The sequence below is a fragment of the Shewanella alkalitolerans genome, from assembly GCF_019457575.1.
Classification (GTDB): Bacteria; Pseudomonadota; Gammaproteobacteria; order Enterobacterales; family Shewanellaceae; genus Shewanella; species Shewanella loihica.
Genome location: NZ_CP080422.1, coordinates 4144634 through 4165834 on the forward strand (window position 1 = coordinate 4144634; position 21201 = coordinate 4165834).

At 57.5% G+C, this 21201-nt stretch carries 21 protein-coding genes; all 21 read left to right on the top strand.

What is annotated here, in order from left to right:
• Positions 1-165: 165 nt before the first annotated feature.
• The 21 genes from gmk to K0J45_RS18045 all read left to right on the top strand — a co-directional run bounded on the left by gmk (position 166) and on the right by K0J45_RS18045 (position 21194).
• Positions 166-789 (top strand): guanylate kinase, encoded by a 624-nt coding sequence (gene gmk, locus K0J45_RS17945; RefSeq protein WP_220043530.1) that lies wholly within the window; start codon positions 166-168, stop codon positions 787-789.
• Positions 790-848: 59 nt separating this feature from the next.
• Positions 849-1130, top strand: coding sequence for a DNA-directed RNA polymerase subunit omega (gene rpoZ, locus K0J45_RS17950; RefSeq protein WP_011867293.1), 282 nt, complete (start codon positions 849-851; stop codon positions 1128-1130).
• 13 nt (positions 1131-1143) lie between these two features.
• Positions 1144-3249 carry a bifunctional GTP diphosphokinase/guanosine-3',5'-bis pyrophosphate 3'-pyrophosphohydrolase gene (spoT, locus tag K0J45_RS17955; protein WP_220043531.1) on the top strand — a complete coding sequence of 702 codons (2106 nt, stop codon included), beginning with the start codon at positions 1144-1146 and terminating at the stop codon, positions 3247-3249.
• A 34-nt stretch (positions 3250-3283) separates the two neighbouring features.
• On the top strand, positions 3284-3667 hold the full coding sequence (locus K0J45_RS17960; RefSeq protein WP_220043532.1) for a RidA family protein: 384 nt from the start codon (positions 3284-3286) through the stop codon (positions 3665-3667).
• A gap of 68 nt (positions 3668-3735) precedes the next feature.
• Entirely contained in the window at positions 3736-4440 is a 705-nt protein-coding gene (gene trmH, locus K0J45_RS17965) for a tRNA (guanosine(18)-2'-O)-methyltransferase TrmH (protein WP_220043533.1), read from the top strand.
• A gap of 343 nt (positions 4441-4783) precedes the next feature.
• Positions 4784-6439: an AMP-binding protein gene (locus K0J45_RS17970; protein ID WP_220043534.1), complete on the top strand. Its 1656-nt coding sequence runs from the start codon at positions 4784-4786 to the stop codon at positions 6437-6439.
• Positions 6440-6615: 176 nt separating this feature from the next.
• Positions 6616-7548, top strand: coding sequence for a calcium/sodium antiporter (locus tag K0J45_RS17975; RefSeq protein ID WP_220043535.1), 933 nt, complete (start codon positions 6616-6618; stop codon positions 7546-7548).
• 184 nt (positions 7549-7732) lie between these two features.
• Positions 7733-8398 (top strand): tetratricopeptide repeat protein, encoded by a 666-nt coding sequence (locus K0J45_RS17980; RefSeq protein WP_220043536.1) that lies wholly within the window; start codon positions 7733-7735, stop codon positions 8396-8398.
• 100 nt (positions 8399-8498) lie between these two features.
• On the top strand, positions 8499-9590 hold the full coding sequence (locus K0J45_RS17985; RefSeq protein WP_220043537.1) for a sensor histidine kinase: 1092 nt from the start codon (positions 8499-8501) through the stop codon (positions 9588-9590).
• A gap of 7 nt (positions 9591-9597) precedes the next feature.
• A complete protein-coding gene (locus K0J45_RS17990) occupies positions 9598-10194 on the top strand; it encodes a response regulator transcription factor (RefSeq protein ID WP_220043538.1) in 597 nt (198 codons plus the stop codon).
• A 144-nt stretch (positions 10195-10338) separates the two neighbouring features.
• Complete coding sequence (gene recG / locus K0J45_RS17995; protein ID WP_220043539.1) at positions 10339-12414, top strand: ATP-dependent DNA helicase RecG; 2076 nt, start codon at positions 10339-10341, stop codon at positions 12412-12414.
• Positions 12415-12540: 126 nt separating this feature from the next.
• Positions 12541-13413, top strand: a complete 873-nt coding sequence (locus K0J45_RS18000) for a DUF3014 domain-containing protein (protein ID WP_220043540.1) — start codon at positions 12541-12543, stop codon at positions 13411-13413.
• A gap of 192 nt (positions 13414-13605) precedes the next feature.
• Entirely contained in the window at positions 13606-14340 is a 735-nt protein-coding gene (locus tag K0J45_RS18005) for a beta-ketoacyl synthase chain length factor (RefSeq protein ID WP_220043541.1), read from the top strand.
• A complete protein-coding gene (locus K0J45_RS18010; protein WP_220043542.1) occupies positions 14333-15154 on the top strand; it encodes a lysophospholipid acyltransferase family protein in 822 nt (273 codons plus the stop codon). The genes K0J45_RS18005 and K0J45_RS18010 overlap by 8 nt, the downstream gene beginning before the upstream one ends.
• The gene (locus K0J45_RS18015) at positions 15132-15386 is read left to right on the top strand and encodes a phosphopantetheine-binding protein (RefSeq protein WP_011867306.1); all 255 of its coding nucleotides are present in this window, start codon (positions 15132-15134) and stop codon (positions 15384-15386) included. Before K0J45_RS18010 ends, K0J45_RS18015 begins: the two co-directional genes overlap by 23 nt.
• A gap of 8 nt (positions 15387-15394) precedes the next feature.
• On the top strand, positions 15395-15643 hold the full coding sequence (locus K0J45_RS18020; protein WP_011867307.1) for an acyl carrier protein: 249 nt from the start codon (positions 15395-15397) through the stop codon (positions 15641-15643).
• Entirely contained in the window at positions 15643-16191 is a 549-nt protein-coding gene (locus K0J45_RS18025; RefSeq protein ID WP_011867308.1) for a COG4648 family protein, read from the top strand. Before K0J45_RS18020 ends, K0J45_RS18025 begins: the two co-directional genes overlap by 1 nt.
• Positions 16188-17549, top strand: a complete 1362-nt coding sequence (locus tag K0J45_RS18030; RefSeq protein ID WP_220043543.1) for an AMP-binding protein — start codon at positions 16188-16190, stop codon at positions 17547-17549. The genes K0J45_RS18025 and K0J45_RS18030 overlap by 4 nt, the downstream gene beginning before the upstream one ends.
• Entirely contained in the window at positions 17542-17913 is a 372-nt protein-coding gene (locus K0J45_RS18035) for an ApeI family dehydratase (protein ID WP_220043544.1), read from the top strand. The genes K0J45_RS18030 and K0J45_RS18035 overlap by 8 nt, the downstream gene beginning before the upstream one ends.
• Positions 17913-19631 (top strand): glycosyltransferase family 2 protein, encoded by a 1719-nt coding sequence (locus K0J45_RS18040; RefSeq protein ID WP_220043545.1) that lies wholly within the window; start codon positions 17913-17915, stop codon positions 19629-19631. The genes K0J45_RS18035 and K0J45_RS18040 overlap by 1 nt, the downstream gene beginning before the upstream one ends.
• Positions 19632-21194 carry an HAL/PAL/TAL family ammonia-lyase gene (locus K0J45_RS18045; protein ID WP_220043546.1) on the top strand — a complete coding sequence of 521 codons (1563 nt, stop codon included), beginning with the start codon at positions 19632-19634 and terminating at the stop codon, positions 21192-21194.
• The last annotated feature ends 7 nt before the right edge of the window (positions 21195-21201 follow it).

Genomic DNA, 21201 nt, shown 5'->3' on the forward strand with positions numbered 1-21201 from the left:
AATTTTCCCGGCCAGCCCAATGCCTACAAAACAATTACCCGTCCAACGTAATCTCCATCCAGCCAGAAATCAGCAGGAAAGCTCAACATACCCTAGCCTAAATTTACTACTAGGCTGTATAATGTCTGGCTACCTAAAACGATACAGCCTTTGGATAGCATTTACATGACCGCTCGCGGAAACCTCTTTATCATTTCAGCGCCCAGTGGCGCCGGCAAGTCTTCACTTCTTAGCGCTATATTGCAGGATAAACCCGCCGATATGAAGGTCTCTGTGTCACACACGACACGCCAACCCAGAGTCGGCGAAGTCGACGGCGAGCACTATCATTTCGTCAACGTCGACGAGTTCAAGGCGCTGATCGACAAGCAGGCCTTCTTCGAATGGGCCGAGGTGTTCGGTAACTATTATGGCACCTCGAGAGAGGCGATCGAGGTCATGCTGAATAAAGGCATAGACGTGTTTCTCGACATCGACTGGCAGGGCGCCCAGCAGGTCAAACAGATGATGCCAGAGGCGATTGGCGTCTTCATCCTGCCCCCTTCTAAGGCTGAGCTTGAGCGTCGTCTCACCGGCCGTGGTCAAGACAGCGCCGAGGTCATTGCCGGGCGTATGGCCCAGGCAACCTCAGAGATCTCCCACTATGGCGAATATGACTTCATCATAGTGAACGATGACTTCGAGCAGGCACAGGTGGATTTAAAGGCAATTATTCGCAGCCAACGCCTCACTCGTGCTAGTCAAATTCATGCTCAAAATGATATGCTTAATGATCTGTTGGCAGACTAACTGTCATCGTGTACAATTTTGCGTCATTTTTTCACCCATAAACACTGGAGTTTCAATACATGGCTCGCGTAACTGTAGAAGACGCCGTAAACCAAATCGGCAACCGTTTTGATATGATCCTGGTTGCAGCGCGTCGTGCTCGCCAAATCGCTGTGCAGGGCAAAGACCCTATGGTTGAAGAAGAGAACGACAAGCCAACGGTTATCGCTCTACGCGAAATCGAACTAGGCCTGGTTACCGCTGACACACTAGATGCCGATGAGCGTCAGACCGTCCGCGAACGTGAAGCAGCCGAAATCGCTGCCGTTGCCGCCATCGCCGAAGGCCGCAACACTATCTAAGGAGTGAAGCCACTTGTATCTGTTTGAAGGTCTCAAGGAGTCTGCGTCAAGTTACTTAGAAGCGACGCAGGTAGAATTACTCAAGCAGGCCTATCAGGTAGCGCGCGATGCTCATGAAGGGCAGATGCGCACGAGTGGCGAACCCTACATTACCCATCCGGTTGCGGTTGCCCGCATCCTGGCCGATATGCGTCTCGATCATGAGACGCTCATGGCCGCCCTGCTGCACGACACCATTGAAGATACCCCTGTCACCAAAGAAGAGCTCTCAGAGCTGTTTGGTGAATCTGTGGGCGAGCTGGTCGAAGGCGTCTCCAAGCTGGACAAGCTTAAATTCAGAGACAAGAAAGAAGCCCAGGCGGAAAACTTCCGCAAGATGATGATGGCCATGACCCAGGATATCCGGGTGATCCTCATCAAGCTGGCCGACCGCACTCACAACATGCGCACCCTTGGCGCCCTGCGTCCCGACAAGCGTCGCCGTATCGCCCGGGAAACCCTGGAAATTTACGCCCCCATCGCCAACCGTCTGGGTATTCACAATATCAAGACTGAGCTGGAAGACCTGGGCTTTCAGGCCTACTACCCCATGCGCTACCGGGTACTCAAAGAGGTGGTTAAGTCTGCCCGCGGCAACCGTAAAGAGCTTATTCAGAATATCGAAGGCGCCATCAAGACTCGTCTCGAAGACACAGGTATCAAGGGTACGGTCAAGGGCCGCGAGAAAAACCTCTATTCCATCTACAACAAGATGTGTAACAAGGAACTCCAGTTCCAAGAGGTGATGGATATCTATGCGTTTCGGGTGATCGTCGACTCCATTGACACCTGTTATCGCGTCATGGGCGCCATGCACGGCCTGTATAAGCCACGCCCCGGTCGCTTCAAAGATTATATTGCCATCCCCAAGGCTAACGGTTATCAGTCGCTGCATACCTCGCTATTTGGTCCACACGGCGTACCGGTGGAGATCCAGATTCGTACCGAAGATATGGATCAGATGGCAGACAAGGGGGTTGCGGCCCACTGGCTCTACAAGGGCGCCGGTTCGGCCCAGCAAGGCACCACCACTCAGGTGCGTGCCCGTAAATGGATGCAGAGCCTGCTGGAGCTGCAACAGAGCGCCAGCACCTCCTTCGAATTCGTCGAGAACTTTAAGACAGAGCTGTTCCCGGAAGAGATCTATGTCTTCACTCCAGAGGGACGCATTCTCGAGCTACCTGTGGGCGCCACTGCGGTGGACTTTGCCTATGAGGTGCATACCGACGTGGGCAACACCTGTGTCGGCGCGCGGGTAAACCGCCAGGCCTACCCGCTGAGTCAGCCGCTGATTTCCGGCCAGACTATCGAGATCATCACCGCCAAGGGCGCGCGGCCCAATGCCGCCTGGCTCAACTTCGTGGTGACGGGTAAGGCACGCTCTAAGATCAGACAGCTGCTCAAGAGCCTCAAAGAAGATGATGCCGTACTCCTCGGCAAGCGTCTGCTCAACCACGCCCTGGGCGACATCAAGCTCAAGGATATCCCTCAGGAGCAGATCGATAAGGTGGTGAGCGAGACCAAACATGCCACCCTAGATTCCCTGCTGGCCGACATAGGCCTGGGCAACGCCATGAGCATAGTGATTGCCCAGCGTCTCAAAGGCGATCGCGTCGAGCAGCACGAACATAAAGAATCCAACATGATGCCGATCCGCGGCGCCGAAGGCATGCTGGTCTCCTTCGCCAACTGTTGTCGCCCAATCCCGGGTGATGCGGTGATCGCCCATGTGAGTCCAGGTAAGGGCCTGGTGGTGCACATGGAAAGCTGCGCCAACATCCGCGGTTATCAGGGCGAACCAGACAAGTATATTCCCGTGCACTGGGATAACGCCGAGGGCGTCGAGTTCCAGGCTAACCTGCGTATCGAGATCGTCAACCACCAGGGCGCGCTGGCCAAGATCACCTCTATCGTGGCCGCCGAGGGCTCGAATATCCATAACCTGAGCACCGAAGAGCGCGACGGCCGGGTATTCTTGATTAACTTACGGATCTCGGTCACCGACCGGGTCCACTTAGCCAACGTGATGCGCCGTATCAGGGTACTGCCGGAAGTGCTGCGCACATCGCGTAATCGTTAGTTCCACCACTATTAACCTAAGTAGAGAGAGCGTTATGGCAGAGAAGATCATCATTGCAACCGACAAGGCCCCACAGGCGATCGGCACCTATTCTCAAGCTGTTAAAGTTGGCAGCACAGTCTATCTGTCTGGCCAGATCCCGCTGAACCCAGAAACCATGCAGATGGTCAGCGACGAGTTTGAAGCCCAGGTCGTGCAGGTGTTCGACAACCTGACCGCCGTGTGTGAAGCCGCCGGTGGCAGCCTGAAGGATATCGTTAAGCTGAATATCTTCATGACAGATCTGTCCAACTTCGCCACGGTAAACGAGATCATGGGTCGCTACTTCGAGCAGCCATATCCTGCCCGCGCCGCTATCGGCGTTAAGCAGCTGCCAAAAGACTCGCTGGTCGAGATGGATGGCGTGATGGAGCTGTAAGCTCTAAGTTGACACCAAAGGGCGCTGCGGCGCCCTTTGTTCTTGATAAACATTACAAACGAAACATCATGAGCCCAGAACGCTTCAAACGCATCAACCAGATGCTGGACAACCGCCAGACCGACCTCACTGTCTGCCTGGACAAGGTGCATAAGACCAACAATATCGCCGCGGTGATCCGCACCGCAGATGCCGTGGGCATACATCAAATCCACGCCGTCTGGCCCGATATTGAGATGCGTGTCTCGGGTAATACCGCCTCGGGTAGCCAGCAGTGGGTCAAGACCATCAAGCACTACCATATGGATGAGGCTGCGGCCCAGTTCAAGGCGGCGGGCATGCAGATTTTGGCCACCAACTTCTCAGAAACCGCCGTGGATTTTCGCGACATCGACTATACCAAGCCGACTGTAGTGATCATGGGTAACGAGCGAGACGGCGTCAGCGAGGAAGGCCTGGCCATCGCCGATCAGCAGATCATCATCCCTATGATAGGCATGGTGCAGTCCCTCAACGTGTCTGTGGCTTCTGCCCTGGTGATGTATGAAGCACAGCGTCAACGCGCCGAAGCCGGCATGTATGGCCAGCGCACCCTAGACGACGCCTACTGCCAGACCATGCTGTTCGAGCAGGGCCACCCCGTCTACGCCAAGGCCTGTCGACGCAAGAAGATCCCCTATCCCGCCATCGACGAAAAGGGGCAAATTGTCGCCGACGAGACCTGGTGGCAACGGATGCGCGCCCCGGACCCAAACGCCGAGCCAGAAGCCTAAGTTCGTTTTACGGGAAAGCGAAACGCCTCGCTTTCCCCACACAGCTCCGATGCTCGCCTAGCAAAGGATTCCTTTCTGGGCATTCTTGCCAGGGCGTTCTTACCAGAGCATGCCTACCAGAGCCTTCGAGCTAAGACTATGACAATTGGCCTTTTATTCCGGCAAAACAATTGTCATAGATCACATTCTTCGCCATACTCAAAGACGCGCATAAAAAGTGGCCAGGCGCTCTCATCGCAGAGAAGGGCCCACTCAATAATGGGGGTTGTTGAGTCTCGCTCCGGCATTGGCCAGGCGAATCAAGTTGCGTCTCCTTTAACAAGAATAACGATGGAATGGCAAGATGGACTCACTATTCAAATCACCGGTCGACATGTTGCACCACTGGGTCGAGCAATATGGCGACAGCACCTACCTGAAACAACCCATAAACGGTCAATACGTTAACTACAGCTGGCGCGAAGTGCAGCAGAAGATGCAGCAGATCGCCGGCGCCCTGCGTCACCTCGGCCTGGAGCCGGGCGACAAGGTGGCTGTGTTATCGAAAAACTGCGCCGAATGGTTCATTACCGATCTGGCGCTGATGCACGGCGGCTATATCAGCGTGCCCATCTATCCTACCGCCAACGCCGACACCATTCGCTACGTGCTGGAGCACAGCGAGTCGAAGGCGATCTTTATCGGTAAGCTGGACTACTGGGCCGATCAGGAGGCCGGGGTCGGTGGCGACATACTGCGCCTTGCCATGCCCTACGACACCATGCCAGCACAATACCAGTGGGACACCCTGCTGAAACTGGGTCACCCATTGACCGACGCCGAGGCACCTACGCCCGAGCAGATCATGACCATCATCTACACCTCGGGCTCGACCGGTAAGCCTAAGGGAGCGATTCAGACCTTCGCCAGCTACGAGTGGACCTGCCGCGCCGTGGTGCGCGACCTCAAGACAGATGTGGAAGACAGGCTGCTCTCCTACCTGCCGCTGGCCCATATTACCGAGCGTGTCGCCATCGAGGGCTCATCCTTCTATTCCGGCAGCAGTGTCGCCTTCGTCGAGAGTCTCGACAGCTTCGTTGCCGACGTGCAGCGAGCCAGACCGACCGTCTTCTTCTCTGTGCCTCGCCTGTGGAGCCTGTTCCAGAAGAATATCATCGACAAGATTGGCTATACTAAGCTCAACATACTGCTGAAGATCCCCTTCGTCAGCTCGCTGGTGAAGAAGAAGATCCATCAAGGGTTGGGCCTCGAACATTGTCACCTGCTAGGTTCCGGCTCGGCGCCCATCCCGCCTTCGCTGATCGCCTGGTATCACAAGATTGGCCTTAACATCTGTGAAGCCTGGGGCATGACGGAAAACAGCGCCTACTCCATCATCAACCACCCCTTCGATGCCAGCAAGATAGGCACGGTCGGGCGTGCAGTCGAGGGCTGTAGCGTCAAGCAAGGCGACAACGGCGAGCTGCTGGTCAAGAGCCCAGGCCTGATGAGCGGCTACTACAAGCAGCCGGAAGTCACCCAGGCCAGCTTCGACGAGGATGGCTATTTCCGCACCGGCGATCTCTGCTCAATCGACGCCGATGGCTGCGTCACCATCACGGGCCGGGTCAAGGACAACTTCAAGACCGCCAAGGGCAAGTATGTTGCCCCAGTACCTATCGAGCGTAAGCTGGCCCAAGATCCTCACGTGGAGCTGATCTGCATCATAGGCTCTGGGCTGCCTCATCCGGTTGCCCTGGTACAGCTCTCCGAGGGCGCGGCCTTGCAACCCAAGGAAGAGGTGCGCGCCTCGCTCAAGGCGACTCTGGACAGCATCAACCCTAACCTGGAATCGCACGAAACCGTCGATGCCATCATAGTGGTGAGCGAGCCCTGGGATGTGGACAACGACGTGCTGACGCCGACCCTGAAGATCAAACGCCATGTGCTGGAGCAGAGATTCAGCGCCAAGGTCGAAGGACAACGCGGCGGCGTGGTGCGCTGGGAAGATGAGCTCTAAGCTAGCTTGTAAACCCAGTCGCTAAGACAATGACCTAAAAACACGCCATCTGGCGTGTTTTTTATGGGGCAATCTGTGACGAGATAAACAAAGTTTAATAGCTCCTCCCTAAATTTTAGTTGCCTAAAATTGTGCAACCTCTATGCTTGGCGCCCCGCTACTGTAGAGAGTCAATCATGTTCACCCCGCTAGCCCTTATCGCTGGTCTGCTCATCCTTATTCTTGGCGCCGAATCCCTGGTGCGTGGCGCCAGCGCGCTGGCCCTAAAACTCGGCGTCACCCCGCTGATCATAGGCCTCACCATAGTCGCCTTCGGCACCAGCGCCCCCGAGCTGGCGGTGAGCCTCAAGTCGGCCCTAGCCGGCAACTCAGGCATCGCCCTCGGCAATGTCGTCGGCTCCAACATCGCCAACATAGGCCTAATCCTCGGCCTGACGGCCCTTGTGCGCCCCATAGGCGTGCAATCTATGATGGTCAAGCGCGACATTCCGCTGATGCTGTTTGCCAGCCTGCTCTTCTGGGGGTTGATCAGCGACGGCAGCCTCAGCCAGCTAGACGGCGCCCTGCTCTGCTCCATGCTGATCGCCTATCTGGGGATGAACTACCTGTTCGATAAGCAGCAGGCCGATACCGAGTCGATGGAGCTCAAGCCGCTCGTGCCTCTGCTGGCCGTGGTGCTACTCCTCGTTGGCATCGCCATGTTGGTCGGCGGCGGCATACTCTTTGTCGACGGCGCCGTGGCCCTCGCCAGACAGCTGGGAATGAGCGAGCTGCTCATCGGCCTGACCATCATCGCCATAGGTACCAGCATGCCAGAGCTTATCACCTCACTGGTGGCCGCCAGACGCGGCGAGAGCGACATCGCCATCGGCAACCTGGTGGGCTCTAACCTGTTTAATATATTGGGGATCTTGGGGATCACCGCCCTGATTCACCCCATCACCGCCAGTGTGCCCAAGCTGGACATGCTGGTGATGGTCTCGCTGGCACTGCTGCTTCTGCCTCTGGCCTGGAGCGGCCTGCGCGTGGGACGGCGTGAAGGCGCCTTGCTGCTGCTCTGTTACCTCGTCTACCTGGGCTATTTGATCCTCTCCGCCCAATCCCTATGAGTTAGCGCCGCTTTTCAGCGCTACCAATTTAGCCCCAGCAATTTAACGCTACTGCCGATAAGCGATGACAAATGTCATCCCTTATCGGTGACATCTGTGCCTGCACAAAAATTGCCATCAGGCAGATACTCTCCTTAACCCCGAGACGGGGCATTACGCAACACAGGTTCTTAAGGAGAAGCCAATGAAAACACTTATCATCGCCACCAGCCTGGCCCTACTCAGCCCACTGAGCCAGGCCAATGACATTACCGAGATAGACAGCGCCGCCAATCGGATGGATATCGATCGCCTGAGCCAATTGAGCGAACAAAGCCAAGGTTACGAGCAGGCCTACGCCCTCTATCGCATGGCCATCAGTGCCAACATTCTCAGCCAGAAGGGCCAGGCCCAGGCCGCATTGACCCGCGCCGAGAAGACCCTAACTCCCATTGCCGACCAAGGAGAAGCCGCCACCCTATTAGCCTCTGTCTACGGCATGCAGATAGGCTTAGACATGAGTCAGGCCGCCAAGTACAGCACTAAGATGGCCGGTGCCCTCAATGACGCCGAAACCTTGGTCCCCCAGAGCCCTCGACTGGCGCTGGTCAAGGCAATCGCCGCCTATTCCAGCCCTAAAGACCATGGCGGCAGCATGAAAGATGCCATCGCTTTTAGCTCAAAAGCCATTGATCTATATCGAGAACCTTGCGATAACATCTGTTGGGGAGAGGCAGAGGCCTACACCTGGCGCGGCTTAGCCAAGCAGAATCTCGGTGACAAGGCGGGAGCCATTGCCGATTGGCAGGCCGCCCTGCAGGTACAGGCCGATTATGCCTGGGCAAATTTCCTGCTAAAACAGAACCACTAAAGTAATCGGCTCAATATCGGTTGCCACTAAGCCAGACGGCTAAGCGTTAGAGCGCTCATAGCTCAACATCATGGACTTAGTGGCACCTAGGATAAAGAAGATGGACAAATACCCTATTCCACACACCCTAGATATCGAGCGGGCGACCGAAGATAAGCTCGCCTGGGTCTATCTGATCAACCTGGGCTTCTATTTCATCCCGCTATTCTTGCAGACTATGCCCACCTGGCACATAGTCCTGAGTCTGGTCGTGCTGGTGCCCTTTATCTACTGCTATTTTTGGGCCCACCGCAGCCCGAGTCAAACCGCCTACCAGCCTATCTTGCTGATCATCGCCCTGGCCTGTCTGATCACGCCGGTTAATATCGGCTCGCTGTCCCTGTTTACCTTTGCCGGTTTCTTTATCGGCTTTAACTACTCCTTGCCCAAGGCCCTCGCCAGCCTTATCGGCTTGGCCGTCATCCTGACGCTGCTCAGCCTAACCCTAGGTATTCACTACTACTTTGCAGTCTATGGCGTCGCCCTGATCACCGGCGTGGGTTTCTTTGGCGTGGCTGAGCGTAAGCGGGTCGAAGCCAAGCGCGCCCAGCGGCAGAGTCAGCAGGAGATACGCCAGCTCGCCACCATGCTAGAGCGCGAACGTATCGCCCGGGATCTGCACGACATCATGGGGCACTCGCTCTCCTCTATCTCACTCAAGGCGGAGCTGGCGCGCAAACTATTTGCCAAGGGGCAAGCCGATCAGGCCAGCGCCGAGCTGGCAGAACTGGAAACCATCGCCCGCGACAGCCTCAGCCAGATCCGCCAAACGGTATCAGGCTACAAACACAAAGGGTTAGACGCCGCCCTGACGCACCTGTGCCAGATGCTGAGGGACAAGGGCATGGCCGTTACCCTCTCTGGTGAGCTGCCATCACAGCCACAGGAAATCGAGACCCAGCTGATCCTCAGCCTGACCGAGCTGTGCAACAATGTTGTGCGTCATAGCCAAGGCGATAGCTGTAATATCGACTTGTCGGCAACACCTCAGGGGCTGCGGATCTCGGTCACAGACAATGGTAAGCTGAGGCAGCTCAGCGAAGGCAATGGCCTCACAGGCATTCGTGAGCGACTGCGCCCCTTAGGTGGTACACTCAGTATTGGGCTCGAGCCAAACCCGCAATTTATCATCGAGTTACCAAATCAGGGATAGAGACAAGATGAAGATATTACTCGCCGAAGATCAAGCCATGGTCAGGGGCGCACTTGCCGCGCTCCTCACCCTAGAAGGCGACTTTGAGGTGATCCAGGCCTGTGACGGCGACCAAGCTCTGAGCCTGCTCAAGCAGCAGGAGTTCGACCTGCTGCTGACCGACATTGAGATGCCAGGCCTCAGCGGACTGGAGCTGGCTCAATGGTGTCAAAATCAAGCGGCGCCGACTAAGGTCATTATCCTGACCACCTTTGGCCGTGCAGGCTATATTAAGCGTGCCATCGAGGCGGGCGTGGGCGGTTTCTTACTCAAGGACGCGCCCTCCGAGACACTGATCCAGGCAATTAACGCCGTCTGCCGCGGCAAGCGCATCATAGATCCCGAACTGGCCATCATGGCCGTCGGCGAACAAGACCCGCTGAACGATAAGGAACGTCGGGCGCTCAGGCTCGCCAGCGAGGGACGCTCCAGCGCCGAGATCGCCGCCACCCTGTTCATCGCCGAAGGCACTGTGCGTAACTATCTCTCCGAGGCCATCGCTAAACTCAATGCCAGCAATCGCATCGACGCCGCCCGCATCGCCAAGCAAAAGGGCTGGCTGTAACCTCAAACTATGACCTCAGGCTTTAACCTGCCATGGTTAACGCGAGATTGCGTTCATGCCGAACTCTGATAGTATATGTATATATTTACAGTAATAGGCTCAGGTTCTGGTTAAATAGAACGCTAAATCAAATGGGTACAAAGCGTGGATAGACTCGATCTCATGGCTGTGACAGAGTTAAAGGGCGTTGCCGCCAAGATGGCGCAGCGGCTGGAAAAACTCGGCATCAATACAGTCCAGGATCTGCTGTTTCACCTGCCGCTACGCTACGAAGACCGCACCCAGATCTATCCCATCGCCGCCCTCTATCCCGGTAGCTACGGCACCATACAGGGTACAATACAATCGACCCAGATAGTCCAGGGCCGCAAGCGCATGCTCACCTGCACGGTACGCGACGACTCGGGCACTATAACGCTGCGCTTCTTCAACTTCTCCGCCGCCATGCGTAACGGCCTCGAAGAGGGCGAGCGCATTCGCGCCTATGGCGAGGTGCGCCGGGGCAAGCTTCACCGAGAGATCATCCACCCGGAATACAAGATGCTCCACGGCGAGAGCGACTTTAGCCTCAGCGATACCCTGACGCCTATCTACCCGACCACAGAGGGACTCAAGCAGGCGAGCTGGATCCGTTTGACGGATCAAGCCCTGGCCCTGCTGGCCCATGGCGCCCTGACCGAACTATTGCCGCCTCAGCTGAGGCCTAATCAGCTCTCATTGGTCGACGCGCTGCAGCTGCTGCACAGGCCCCCGAGCGAGGTCAGCCCCTTTGCCCTAGAGCAGGGCACACATCCGGCGCAGCAGAGGCTGATCCAGGAGGAACTGCTGGCCCACAACCTGAGCATGTTACAGCTCAGGGCCCGCAGCAATCACGATAAGGCCATCGCGATGCAGCCTACAGGACAGCTACTCAATCCCTTCCTGGCATCCTTACCCTTCAAGCCCACTGGCGCCCAGCAGCGAGTGGTTGCCGATATCACCCAAGATCTCGACAAGGAACACCCTATGATGCGCCTGGTGCAGGGCGATGTGGGCTCGGGCAAAACCCTAGTGGCGGCGCTGGCGGCGCTGCAGGCCATAGAGAGCGGCTATCAGGTCGCCATGATGGCGCCGACTGAACTGCTCGCCGAGCAGCACGCCAACAACTTCGCCGCCTGGTTTGAGCCCCTCGGCCTAACGGTCGGCTGGCTGGCGGGTAAGCTAAAGGGCAAGGCTCGGGCGCAGTCGCTGCAGCAGATCAAGAGCGGCGAGGCCCATATCGTCATCGGCACCCACGCCATCTTTCAGGAGCAGGTCGAGTTCAACCGTCTGGCGTTGATCATCATAGACGAGCAGCACAGGTTCGGGGTGCATCAGCGCCTGGGGCTGCGAGAGAAAGGGATCAGCCAGGGCTTCCACCCACACCAGCTGATCATGACGGCTACCCCTATCCCCCGCACCCTGGCGATGACCGCCTATGCGGATCTCGATACCTCCATCATCGACGAGCTGCCGCCGGGGCGCACGCCGGTGACCACGGTCGCCATCTCAGACAATCGCCGCGGTGAGGTGATCGATCGCGTGCGCCGGGCCGCGCTGCAAGATGGGCGTCAGGCCTACTGGGTCTGTACCCTGATCGAAGAATCCGAGGTGCTGGAGTGTCAGGCCGCCGAAGACACGGCCGAGGAGCTTAAGCAGCTGCTGCCAGAGCTGTCCATCGGCCTGGTACATGGCCGCATGAAACCCGCCGAGAAACAGGCGATCATGGACGCCTTCAAGGCCGGCAGCATACAGCTACTGGTGGCTACCACAGTGATCGAGGTGGGGGTCGACGTGCCCAACGCCAGCCTGATGATCATCGAAAACCCCGAGCGCCTGGGTCTCGCCCAACTGCATCAGCTGCGGGGGCGTGTCGGCCGTGGCGCCGTGGCCAGCCACTGTGTGCTGCTCTACAAGGCGCCGCTTTCCCATACCGCCACCCAGCGTCTGGGGGTGCTTAGAGACAGCAACGACGGCTTCGTGATCGCCCAGAAAGATCTCGAGATCCGCGGACCGGGGGAGGTCTTAGGCACCAAGCAGACAGGTATCGCCGACATGAAGATAGCCGACTTAGTGCGGGATCAGGCCCTCATCCCCCACATACAGAAATTGGCCCAACATGTGATGCAAGAGGTGCCGGAAAATGTTGACGCCATAGTGCTGCGTTGGTTAGGGGAGCGCCAGCAATACGTGCAGGCCTAACTCAGCTAACAATTAAATATTTTTTATTTCACTGGCCGCCCCTAGACAAGCCCGGTGAATTTTGCAGAATGGAAAGAGGCCTCTGTGGTCACAGGGCTTATTCCAGCCACAATTCAAGGAAATCTCATGCAAGTCAGTCAAGAAGATAGAATTGCCCCACAGACAGCGCGCAGCGGGATCAATGCGCTCAGCATTGCCGTGGTGATCATATTAGTGTTGCTCGCCGCCGGCGCCTACTATTTCCTGGGCAGTGACGAACCCGCGCCCGAGCCTGAATTGCCAGCCCCTATCACCCTGCCAGAGCCAGAGCCGGAGCAGCCCCTGCCAACCGATGCGGCCCTGCCTGAGCCAGAAAACCTGGCGCCGGAGCCTGAAACCCAGGTAGAAGAAGCACCAGCCGAGGCGGTTGAGACCCTTCCGACACTGGCCGAAAGCGATCAATATGTTCATGACAAGACGGTCGAAGTCGCCAACGGCATGAAGATTGACCCGCTACTGGTCGAGAAAGATATCGTCAGACACTTCGTGGTGTTCGTCGACAACCTGGCTCAGGGCGAGCTGGCCCGCAAGGTGAGCCCACTCAAGGCGCCCAACAGCAAGTTTACCGTCTCCGAGGTGACCAACAAGACCTACCTCAATCCCGACAGCTACCATAGGTATGATCTCTATGCGAACTTCGTCGATAACCTGGACGAGGAGCAGCTGCTTAGCACCTATAACAAGGTGAAGCCGCTTCTGGGTGAGGCCTTTGCCGAGCTGGGTTATCCCGACATGAATTTCGATGACCGTATGCTAGAGGCGATAGACGTCATGCTATCCGCCCCCGTCATCGACGCGCCGATTGAGCTGGACAGCGTCAGCGTAAACTATAAGTTTGTCGACCCTCAGCTCGAGAGCCTGCCCAATGCTCAGAAGCTGATGATCCGCATGGGTCCGGAAAACAGCAAGAAGGTCAAGGCCGCCCTGCGTAAGCTCAAGAAGCAGCTCAAACAGTCATAACCCCCAGCTCGCCCATCTCCCCGTGGGCGAGCTCCCTCCTACCTCCTCAGTTCACACTATCTAGCAACAGATCAATCACATATTTATGTCACCCGTCAAAGGGTGTACAATAGCCGCCCCACAAATACACCTTGTGGCTCAGTTTCTGGTTATGGAAAACATCAGCAAGACGCTGTATTTAGAGGCAAAGTAGTGCGGTTACACTTTCACATTCATTCTGCGGGCGCCTGGTCTCCCCTATACCAGTGCTTAAGCGATTGGCAGACATGGCCAACGCCGCCGGCAGATGCCGAGCAGCTCGCTCAGGCCGCCCCGGCGCTGAAGCAAGTACCCGCCATGCAAAGGCGACGCTTTAGCAAGCTCACCAAGATGTTGTTGGATGTCGCCTTTCAGTGCGACGCGCCCGCCCAATGCCGCACCATCTTCGCCTCTCGCCACGGCGAGCTTAATCGCACAGTGGATCTGCTGCAGGACATAGTGCGCCAGCAGCCCATTTCGCCCATAGGTTTCAGCCAGTCGGTACATAACACCGCCAGCGGCATCTTCAGCATATTGACAGATAACCGCGCGCCTTCGACCTCGATTGCCGCCGGTGAGGCCACCCTCACCCAGGCCCTTGTCGAGGCCTATGGACAACTGGCGGAGGACAACTCGCCGCTGCTGCTGGTGTTTGGCGACGAGCCCGTATCAGATATCTACAAAGAATTTACCCAGGAACCCGAACTGCCGCTCGCCATCGCGCTGCAGTTGTCTCTATGCCAAGATCAGGTTTCAGGCACTCAGCTAATCATTGAAACCAAGCCAGATGCCTCCGAATTAGCGGCGGCGCAGCCGCTGAGCTTTGGCCAACTGATCCACGCCATCGCCGCCCAGCAACCGCTCGAAGGGCGCCTGAATCAATACCTGGTGCGAATCTGCCATGACTAGTCAGGTCGTCGCCAAACGCCTGACCGGCATCGCTTATATTCCTCGCTGGCTGGGCGGGGTGAGCTGCTATATCGCCTTCGGTTTGGGAGGCCTGCTCAGCTCACTCACCATATTGCCCGTGCTGAGATTCTGGCCCGGCAGCCAGCAGGTGCGTATCGCCCGGGTACAGCGCGCTGTGCATCTGATGTTTCGCGGCTTCGTGCGTATGCTCACCTGGGCCGGGGTGATTCGGGTGACCACCCAAGATCTGCATCGGCTGGAAAGTGCCAAGGGCAAGGTGATCATCGCCAACCATCCAACCCTGGTCGACGTGGTGGTGCTGATCAGCCTGATGCCCAATGTCGGCTGTATCGTCAAGCAAGGGCTATGGCGCAACCCCTTCCTGCGGGGCGTAGTCTCCTGCGCCGGTTATATTCCCAACCGCGGCGCCGACCTCCTGCTCAAGGATTGCAGCGAGGTGCTGGCCCAAGGAACTAACATGATCATCTTTCCCGAGGGCACACGTACCGTTAAGGGCGAGATAGTTAACGAATTTGCAAGGGGCGCAGCCAATATCGCCCTGCGCACAAACACAGACCTGATCCCCGTGGTATTAAGAACCAATGCCGTTGGCCTGACCAAGCAGGAACCCTGGTATGAGATACCTCGCCAAACCATAGGCATGAATGTCGAAGTAGGCGAAACTATCGAGCATATCAGGTATCATGCTCAAACGGGTGGAGACGCCAAGATGGCCCGTCAGTTGACGCGGGATCTCGAAGAATATTATAAACAACAACTTGATAAAAATTATGAGCTTACAAAACGAAATTAAACAACTCATCATAGATTGCCTGGATCTCGAAGATGTCAGCATCGACGACATCGACACGGATGCGCCGCTCTTTGGCGACGGTCTGGGACTGGACTCTATCGATGCACTTGAGCTGGGACTGGCCATCAAGAAGCAGTTCGATGTCAAAATCGAAGCTAACTCAGAAGCCACCAAGGCCCATTTCTACAGTGTTGCCAGCCTGGCAAGCTTTATCGAATCTCAACGCGGTTAGGAGGCAGCATGCAAAATCGTGAGCAAATTCTACAGATGCTGACTCAGATCCTGGTGGATGAGTTTGAAATCGATGCCGACGACATCACCCCAGAGGCGTCTCTGTATCAAGAGCTGGATCTCGACAGCATAGACGCTGTGGATCTAGTGATTAAGCTACAACAACTCACGGGCAAGAAGATCCAGCCCGACGAGTTTAAGGCCGTGCGTACCGTCGATGACGTAGTAACGGCTATCGAAGGACTAGTGAAGCAGTAATGCGCCTGTTCCTGCAACTAGTCACCGGCCTGGTCGTGCTGGGGTATCCCCTGGCCGTCTACTTCGGCCTGAACTATTTGCCGCCGGGCGTGATCGCCCTCCTGCTCTGCTCTCTGCTGCTGCTCAGGCTCGCCCTGCAGAGACAACAGGTCAGGGCCATGATGCTGCCAATCGTCGTGGGCATCTTCCTGACCGCGGGCAGCTACCTGGCGAAACAGACTGCCTGGCTGCTCTACTATCCCGTGGTGATCAACCTGAGCATGTTGGCGCTGTTTGCCTACTCCCTCAAACATGGTCCCACCATGATTGAGCGTCTCGCTAGGCTGAAGGAGCCGGATCTGCCCGACGAGGCGATCCCCTACCTGCGTAAGGTGACCCAGATCTGGTGTGGTCTGTTTGTCTTCAACGGCGCCATGGCACTCTACACCGCCAGCGCCACTAGCCTGGCGACCTGGACCCTCTATAATGGATTTATCGCCTATCTGCTGATCGGTACGCTGCTCGGCGGAGAATGGTTATATCGCACCTTCTGGTTGAAAAAGTCATGACAGCCCTACTCAAACATTGGCTCAGGCATGGGCCGGCGAGCCAGCAGCTTATCAGCTTCAATCACCACGATATTCTGACGGGTGAGGCCTTTACCGCCCAAGTGGCCGCCATCTTCGAGGCCCTGAGCCAACATAAGGCGAAGCGCTGGCTGTTGGCCTGCGACAGCAGCGACCTGTTCGCGGTCGGCCTGTGCGCCGGTCTGCTGGCGGGTAAACAACTGATCCTGCCTGCCAACACCCAAAGCGGCACCCTGAGCGAACTCACCCATGAGTTCGATGCAGTGCTGGCAGACAGTCCGCTGTGCGAGGCCAAAGACTATGTCGCCCTGCATAAGGATCTCAAACATCCTGGCCCCTGGCCCACCAGCCAAACATTTGGCGAGTTGATCCTCTTTACCTCAGGCTCCAGCGGACAGCCCAAGGCGATCACTAAGACGCTGGATCAGCTCGATGCCGAGGTGACGGTGCTGGAGCAGACCTTTGCCAATCACCTGCCCCAATGCAGCGTGATCGCCACCGTCTCCCATCAGCATATCTATGGCCTGTTGTTTAAGGTGCTCTGGCCCCTGGCCGCCAGCCGCCCCTTCTTGAGCGATCTGGTGGAGTACCCAGAGACCCTGACCTATTACGCCAACCTGTTTCCCAACCTCTGCCTGATCAGCAGCCCGGCGCAGCTCTCTCGCCTGCCAGATGCCCTGGATCATCAGCCGCAGCTGCGCGCGCCCAGCCTGATCTTCAGCTCGGGCGGCCCACTGAGCCTTGAGGCCGCCAATGCCATCGCCCACTGCTATGGCAAGCCACCTATCGAAGTCTTCGGCAGCACGGAAACCGGCGGCATCGCCTATCGTCGTCAGCAGGACAACCAGCAGAGCTGGCGCGCCTTTACCACCCATGAGATCAAGCAAGATCCAGACGACGGTGCCCTCTGGCTCAAGTCTCCTTACCTGGAGAGCAGCGATTGGCTAAGGTGTGACGACAAGATACAGCTTATCGCCCCCGGCGAGTTCGTATTGCAGGGACGATTGGATCGCATCGTCAAGATAGAGGAGAAACGCCTGTCCCTGGTACAGATGGAAGCCCTACTGGAAAACCATCCCTTGGTGGATCAGGCCGCGCTCGTGGTGCTGGAGCAACCCAGGGTACAGCTAGGCGCCGCCATCAGGCTGTCTACCGAGGGCAACGCCTTGCTGGAGCAGGAAGGTAAACTGGCGGTCAACAACGCCCTCAAGCAGCATCTGCTGAGTCAGTTTGAGCGTGTTACCCTGCCAAGACGCTGGCGTTACCCCGCCGAGCTACCGCTCAACACCCAGGGCAAGCGTATCCACAAGGAGCTGTTGGAGTTGTTTCTTCATGATTAAATCTAACCTACCGCCCATCATGGCCAAACGTTGCCTGGAAGATGGCGTCGAATGGCAGCTGCGCATCGATGCCGACCTGCCCTATTTCGAGGGGCATTTTCCCGAGCAGGCGGTGCTCCCCGGCGTGACCCAACTGGATTGGGCAGTGCAGCTGGGCGCCAGCGAATTTGGCTATGCGCCCCAGGTGCAGAGCCTAGAGGTGCTCAAGTTTCAACAGCTGATCCTGCCCGGCAGCGAGGTGCAACTAAAGATCAGCCTCAATCGCGCCAAACATAAGCTCACCTTCGCCTACTATCAGGGCGAGCAGCGCTTCGGCTCGGGCCGTATCTGCCTGACGCCACTCGACAAAGAGGAGAAAGGCTGATGCAGCTGGCATTAGTCATCCCCAACTACAACCATCGCCAGGCGATCAAGGCTACCCTTGCACGCCTTGAGTCCTTGGGACTCACCTGTTATCTGGTTAACGATGGCAGCGATGACGAGACCCGTCACCTGCTCTGCCAGCTGGCGGCGCAGCACGACTGGGTGCGCCTGCTGCATCATCCCTTCAACCGGGGCAAGGGCGCCGCGGTAATGACGGGCCTCAGGGCCGCCTATGCCGATGGTTTTAGCCATGCGCTACAGGTAGACGCCGACGGTCAACACGATCTTGACGATATTCCTAAGATGATCGAGACGGCTAAGGCTCAGCCCCAGGCGCTGATCTCCGGCCTGCCGCAATACGATGAGTCTGTGCCCAAGGGGCGCCTCTATGGCCGCTACCTCACCCACTTCTGGGTCTGGGTCGAGACCCTGAGCCTGGATATTCGAGACTCCATGTGCGGTTTTCGCGTCTACCCTCTGGCCGCCACCGAGCAGCTGTTTCTCAACGAGGCACTGGGCGAGCGCATGGACTTCGATATCGAGGTGCTGGTCAAGCTCTACTGGCAGGGCGTCGAGGTGAAGCACCTACCGACCAGAGTGATCTACCCAGAAGATGGCACCAGCCACTTCCAGGGCTTCAAAGACAATGTGCGCATCTCCGCCATGCACAGCAAGCTATTCTTCGGCATGTTAAGACGCATGCCACAGCTGCTGCGCCACAAGCGCAGCCGCCCCAAGACGGTGAAACACTGGTCTCGCATGGGCGAGCGCGGCAGCTACTGGGGCATCAAGCTGTTGGCCACCAGTTATAAGCTGGGCGGCCACTGGCTATGCCGCGCCATCATGTATCCGGTGATCTGCTACTTCTTCGCCACCGGCCGCACGGCTCGGCACGCCAGCCAGACTTTCCTGCGTCAGGTGCAGCGACTCGAACCCAAGCATCCGGATCTCCAGGGCGAGATCAACTGGCGCCACAGCCTCATGCACTTCATCGCCTTCGGCAATGCGGCACTGGATCGTATCGACGCCTGGTGCGACCGCATCAAACTCAGCCAGGTCGACTTTCCCGACCGCGAGGTACTCGCCAAGCCCCTGGCCCAGGGACAAGGTGCCGTCCTGCTGGTCTCCCACCTGGGTAACCTGGAGCTTTGCCGCGCCATCTCGATTCACCAGCGCAAGGTGAAGGTCAATGTCATGGTGCTGACCCAGAACGCGGAGAACTTCAACCGGGTACTCAAACAGCTAAACCCCGACAGTGCCCTGAACCTGATCCAGGTGACCGAACTGGGCCCCAGCACCTCTATGCTGTTGCAGCAGAAGATAGAGCAGGGGGAACTCGTGGTGATCGCCGGCGATCGCACCTCCACCAGCAGTGAGGGCCGGGTATTTTACGCCCCCTTCATGGGCAAGGCAGCGCCCTTCCCCCAAGGTCCATTTATTCTGGCCAGCCTGCTGGACTGCCCCGTGTACCTGATGTTCTGCCTCAGGGAGAACGGCCGCTACCGGGTGCACGTAGAGCACTTTGCCGAGACCCTCAAGGGACCGCGTGCCGGCCGCATGGAACGACTACAAGCAGCGGTGAATCATTACGCCGAGCGTCTGGAACACTACGCCCGCCGTGCACCGTTGCAATGGTTTAACTTTTTCGATTTTTGGCGCAAGGACGATGAACTCCTGCGCGAGGCCAAGCCTCAAACGCCTAACAGGACAGAGAAATAGATGACACAGACGACTCAATCCCCCGCCTCCGCCACCCTGGTCGAATTTGGCCAGCGTAATCTCAATCTCGAGGAGGTCGTTGCCATCGCCAAGGGCGCCAAGGCCCAGCTCAAGGAGAGCGCCGACTATCAGGAATATATCCAGAAAGGTGCCCGCTTTATCGACAGCCTTTTGGCCGAAGAGGGCGTGGTCTATGGCGTCACCACGGGCTACGGCGACTCCTGCACAGTCACGGTCGGCCTGGATCTGGTGCACGAACTGCCGCTGCATCTGTCGCGCTTCCACGGCTGTGGCATGGGTAACATTCTCTCCGTCATGCAGGCCAGGGCCGTGATGGCGTGCCGCCTAAGCTCGCTGGCCGTGGGTAAATCTGGCGTCAGCTATGAACTGCTGAAACGCATCGAGACTCTGCTGAATCTGGGTATCACCCCGGTGATCCCCGAAGAGGGCTCTGTGGGCGCCAGCGGCGATCTCACCCCTCTCTCCTACCTAGCCGCCGTACTAGTGGGTGAGCGCGAGGTGATCTACCAAGGCGAGCGCCGCGCTACCGCAGATGTGTACCGTCAACTGGACATTACCCCGTTGACTCTGCGTCCCAAGGAGGGCCTCGCCCTGATGAACGGCACCGCCGTCATGACGGCGCTGGCCTGTCTTGCCTACGACAGGGCTCAATACCTGAACCGTCTGGCCAGCCGTATCACAGCCATGGCCTCGCTGACCCTCAAGGGTAACTCCAACCACTTCGACGACATACTATTTGCGGCCAAGCCCCATCCGGGCCAGAACCAGATCGCCGCCTGGATTCGTGAAGATCTAAACCACCATGAGCATCCACGCAACTCGGATCGCCTGCAGGACAGATACTCGATCCGCTGCGCGCCTCACATAATAGGCGTGCTGCAAGATGCACTGCCCTTCATGCGTCAGTTTATCGAGACCGAACTCAATAGCGCCAACGACAACCCTATCGTCGACGGCGAGGGAGAGCACGTGCTCCACGGCGGCCACTTCTATGGCGGCCATATCGGCTTCGTGATGGACTCGATGAAGAATGCCATCGCCAATATCGCCGACCTTATCGACCGCCAGATGGCCCTGGTGATGGACCCTAAATTTAACAATGGCCTCCCCGCCAACCTTTCTGGCGCCCAAGGCAGCCGCAAGGCGATCAACCACGGCTTCAAGGCGGTGCAGATAGGCGTATCGGCCTGGACCGCCGAGGCACTGAAGAACACCATGCCTGCCAGCGTCTTCTCGCGCTCCACCGAGTGTCACAACCAAGACAAGGTGAGCATGGGCACTATCGCCGCCCGCGACTGTATGCGCGTGTTGCAACTCACCGAACAGGTGGCCGCGGCTGCGCTGCTGGCCATGACCCAGGGCATTCACCTGCGTATCGCCCAGGGCGAACTCTGCCATGCCTCGCTCACAACCTCTGTGGCCAAGACACTCGATCAGGTCAGCGCCGACTTTGAACTGCTCACCGAAGACAGACCCCTGGAGACCGTGCTTAGGCAGACGGTCGACAAGATCCAGCAGGGACTGTGGGAAGTGTGTCACTAGGAGGCGC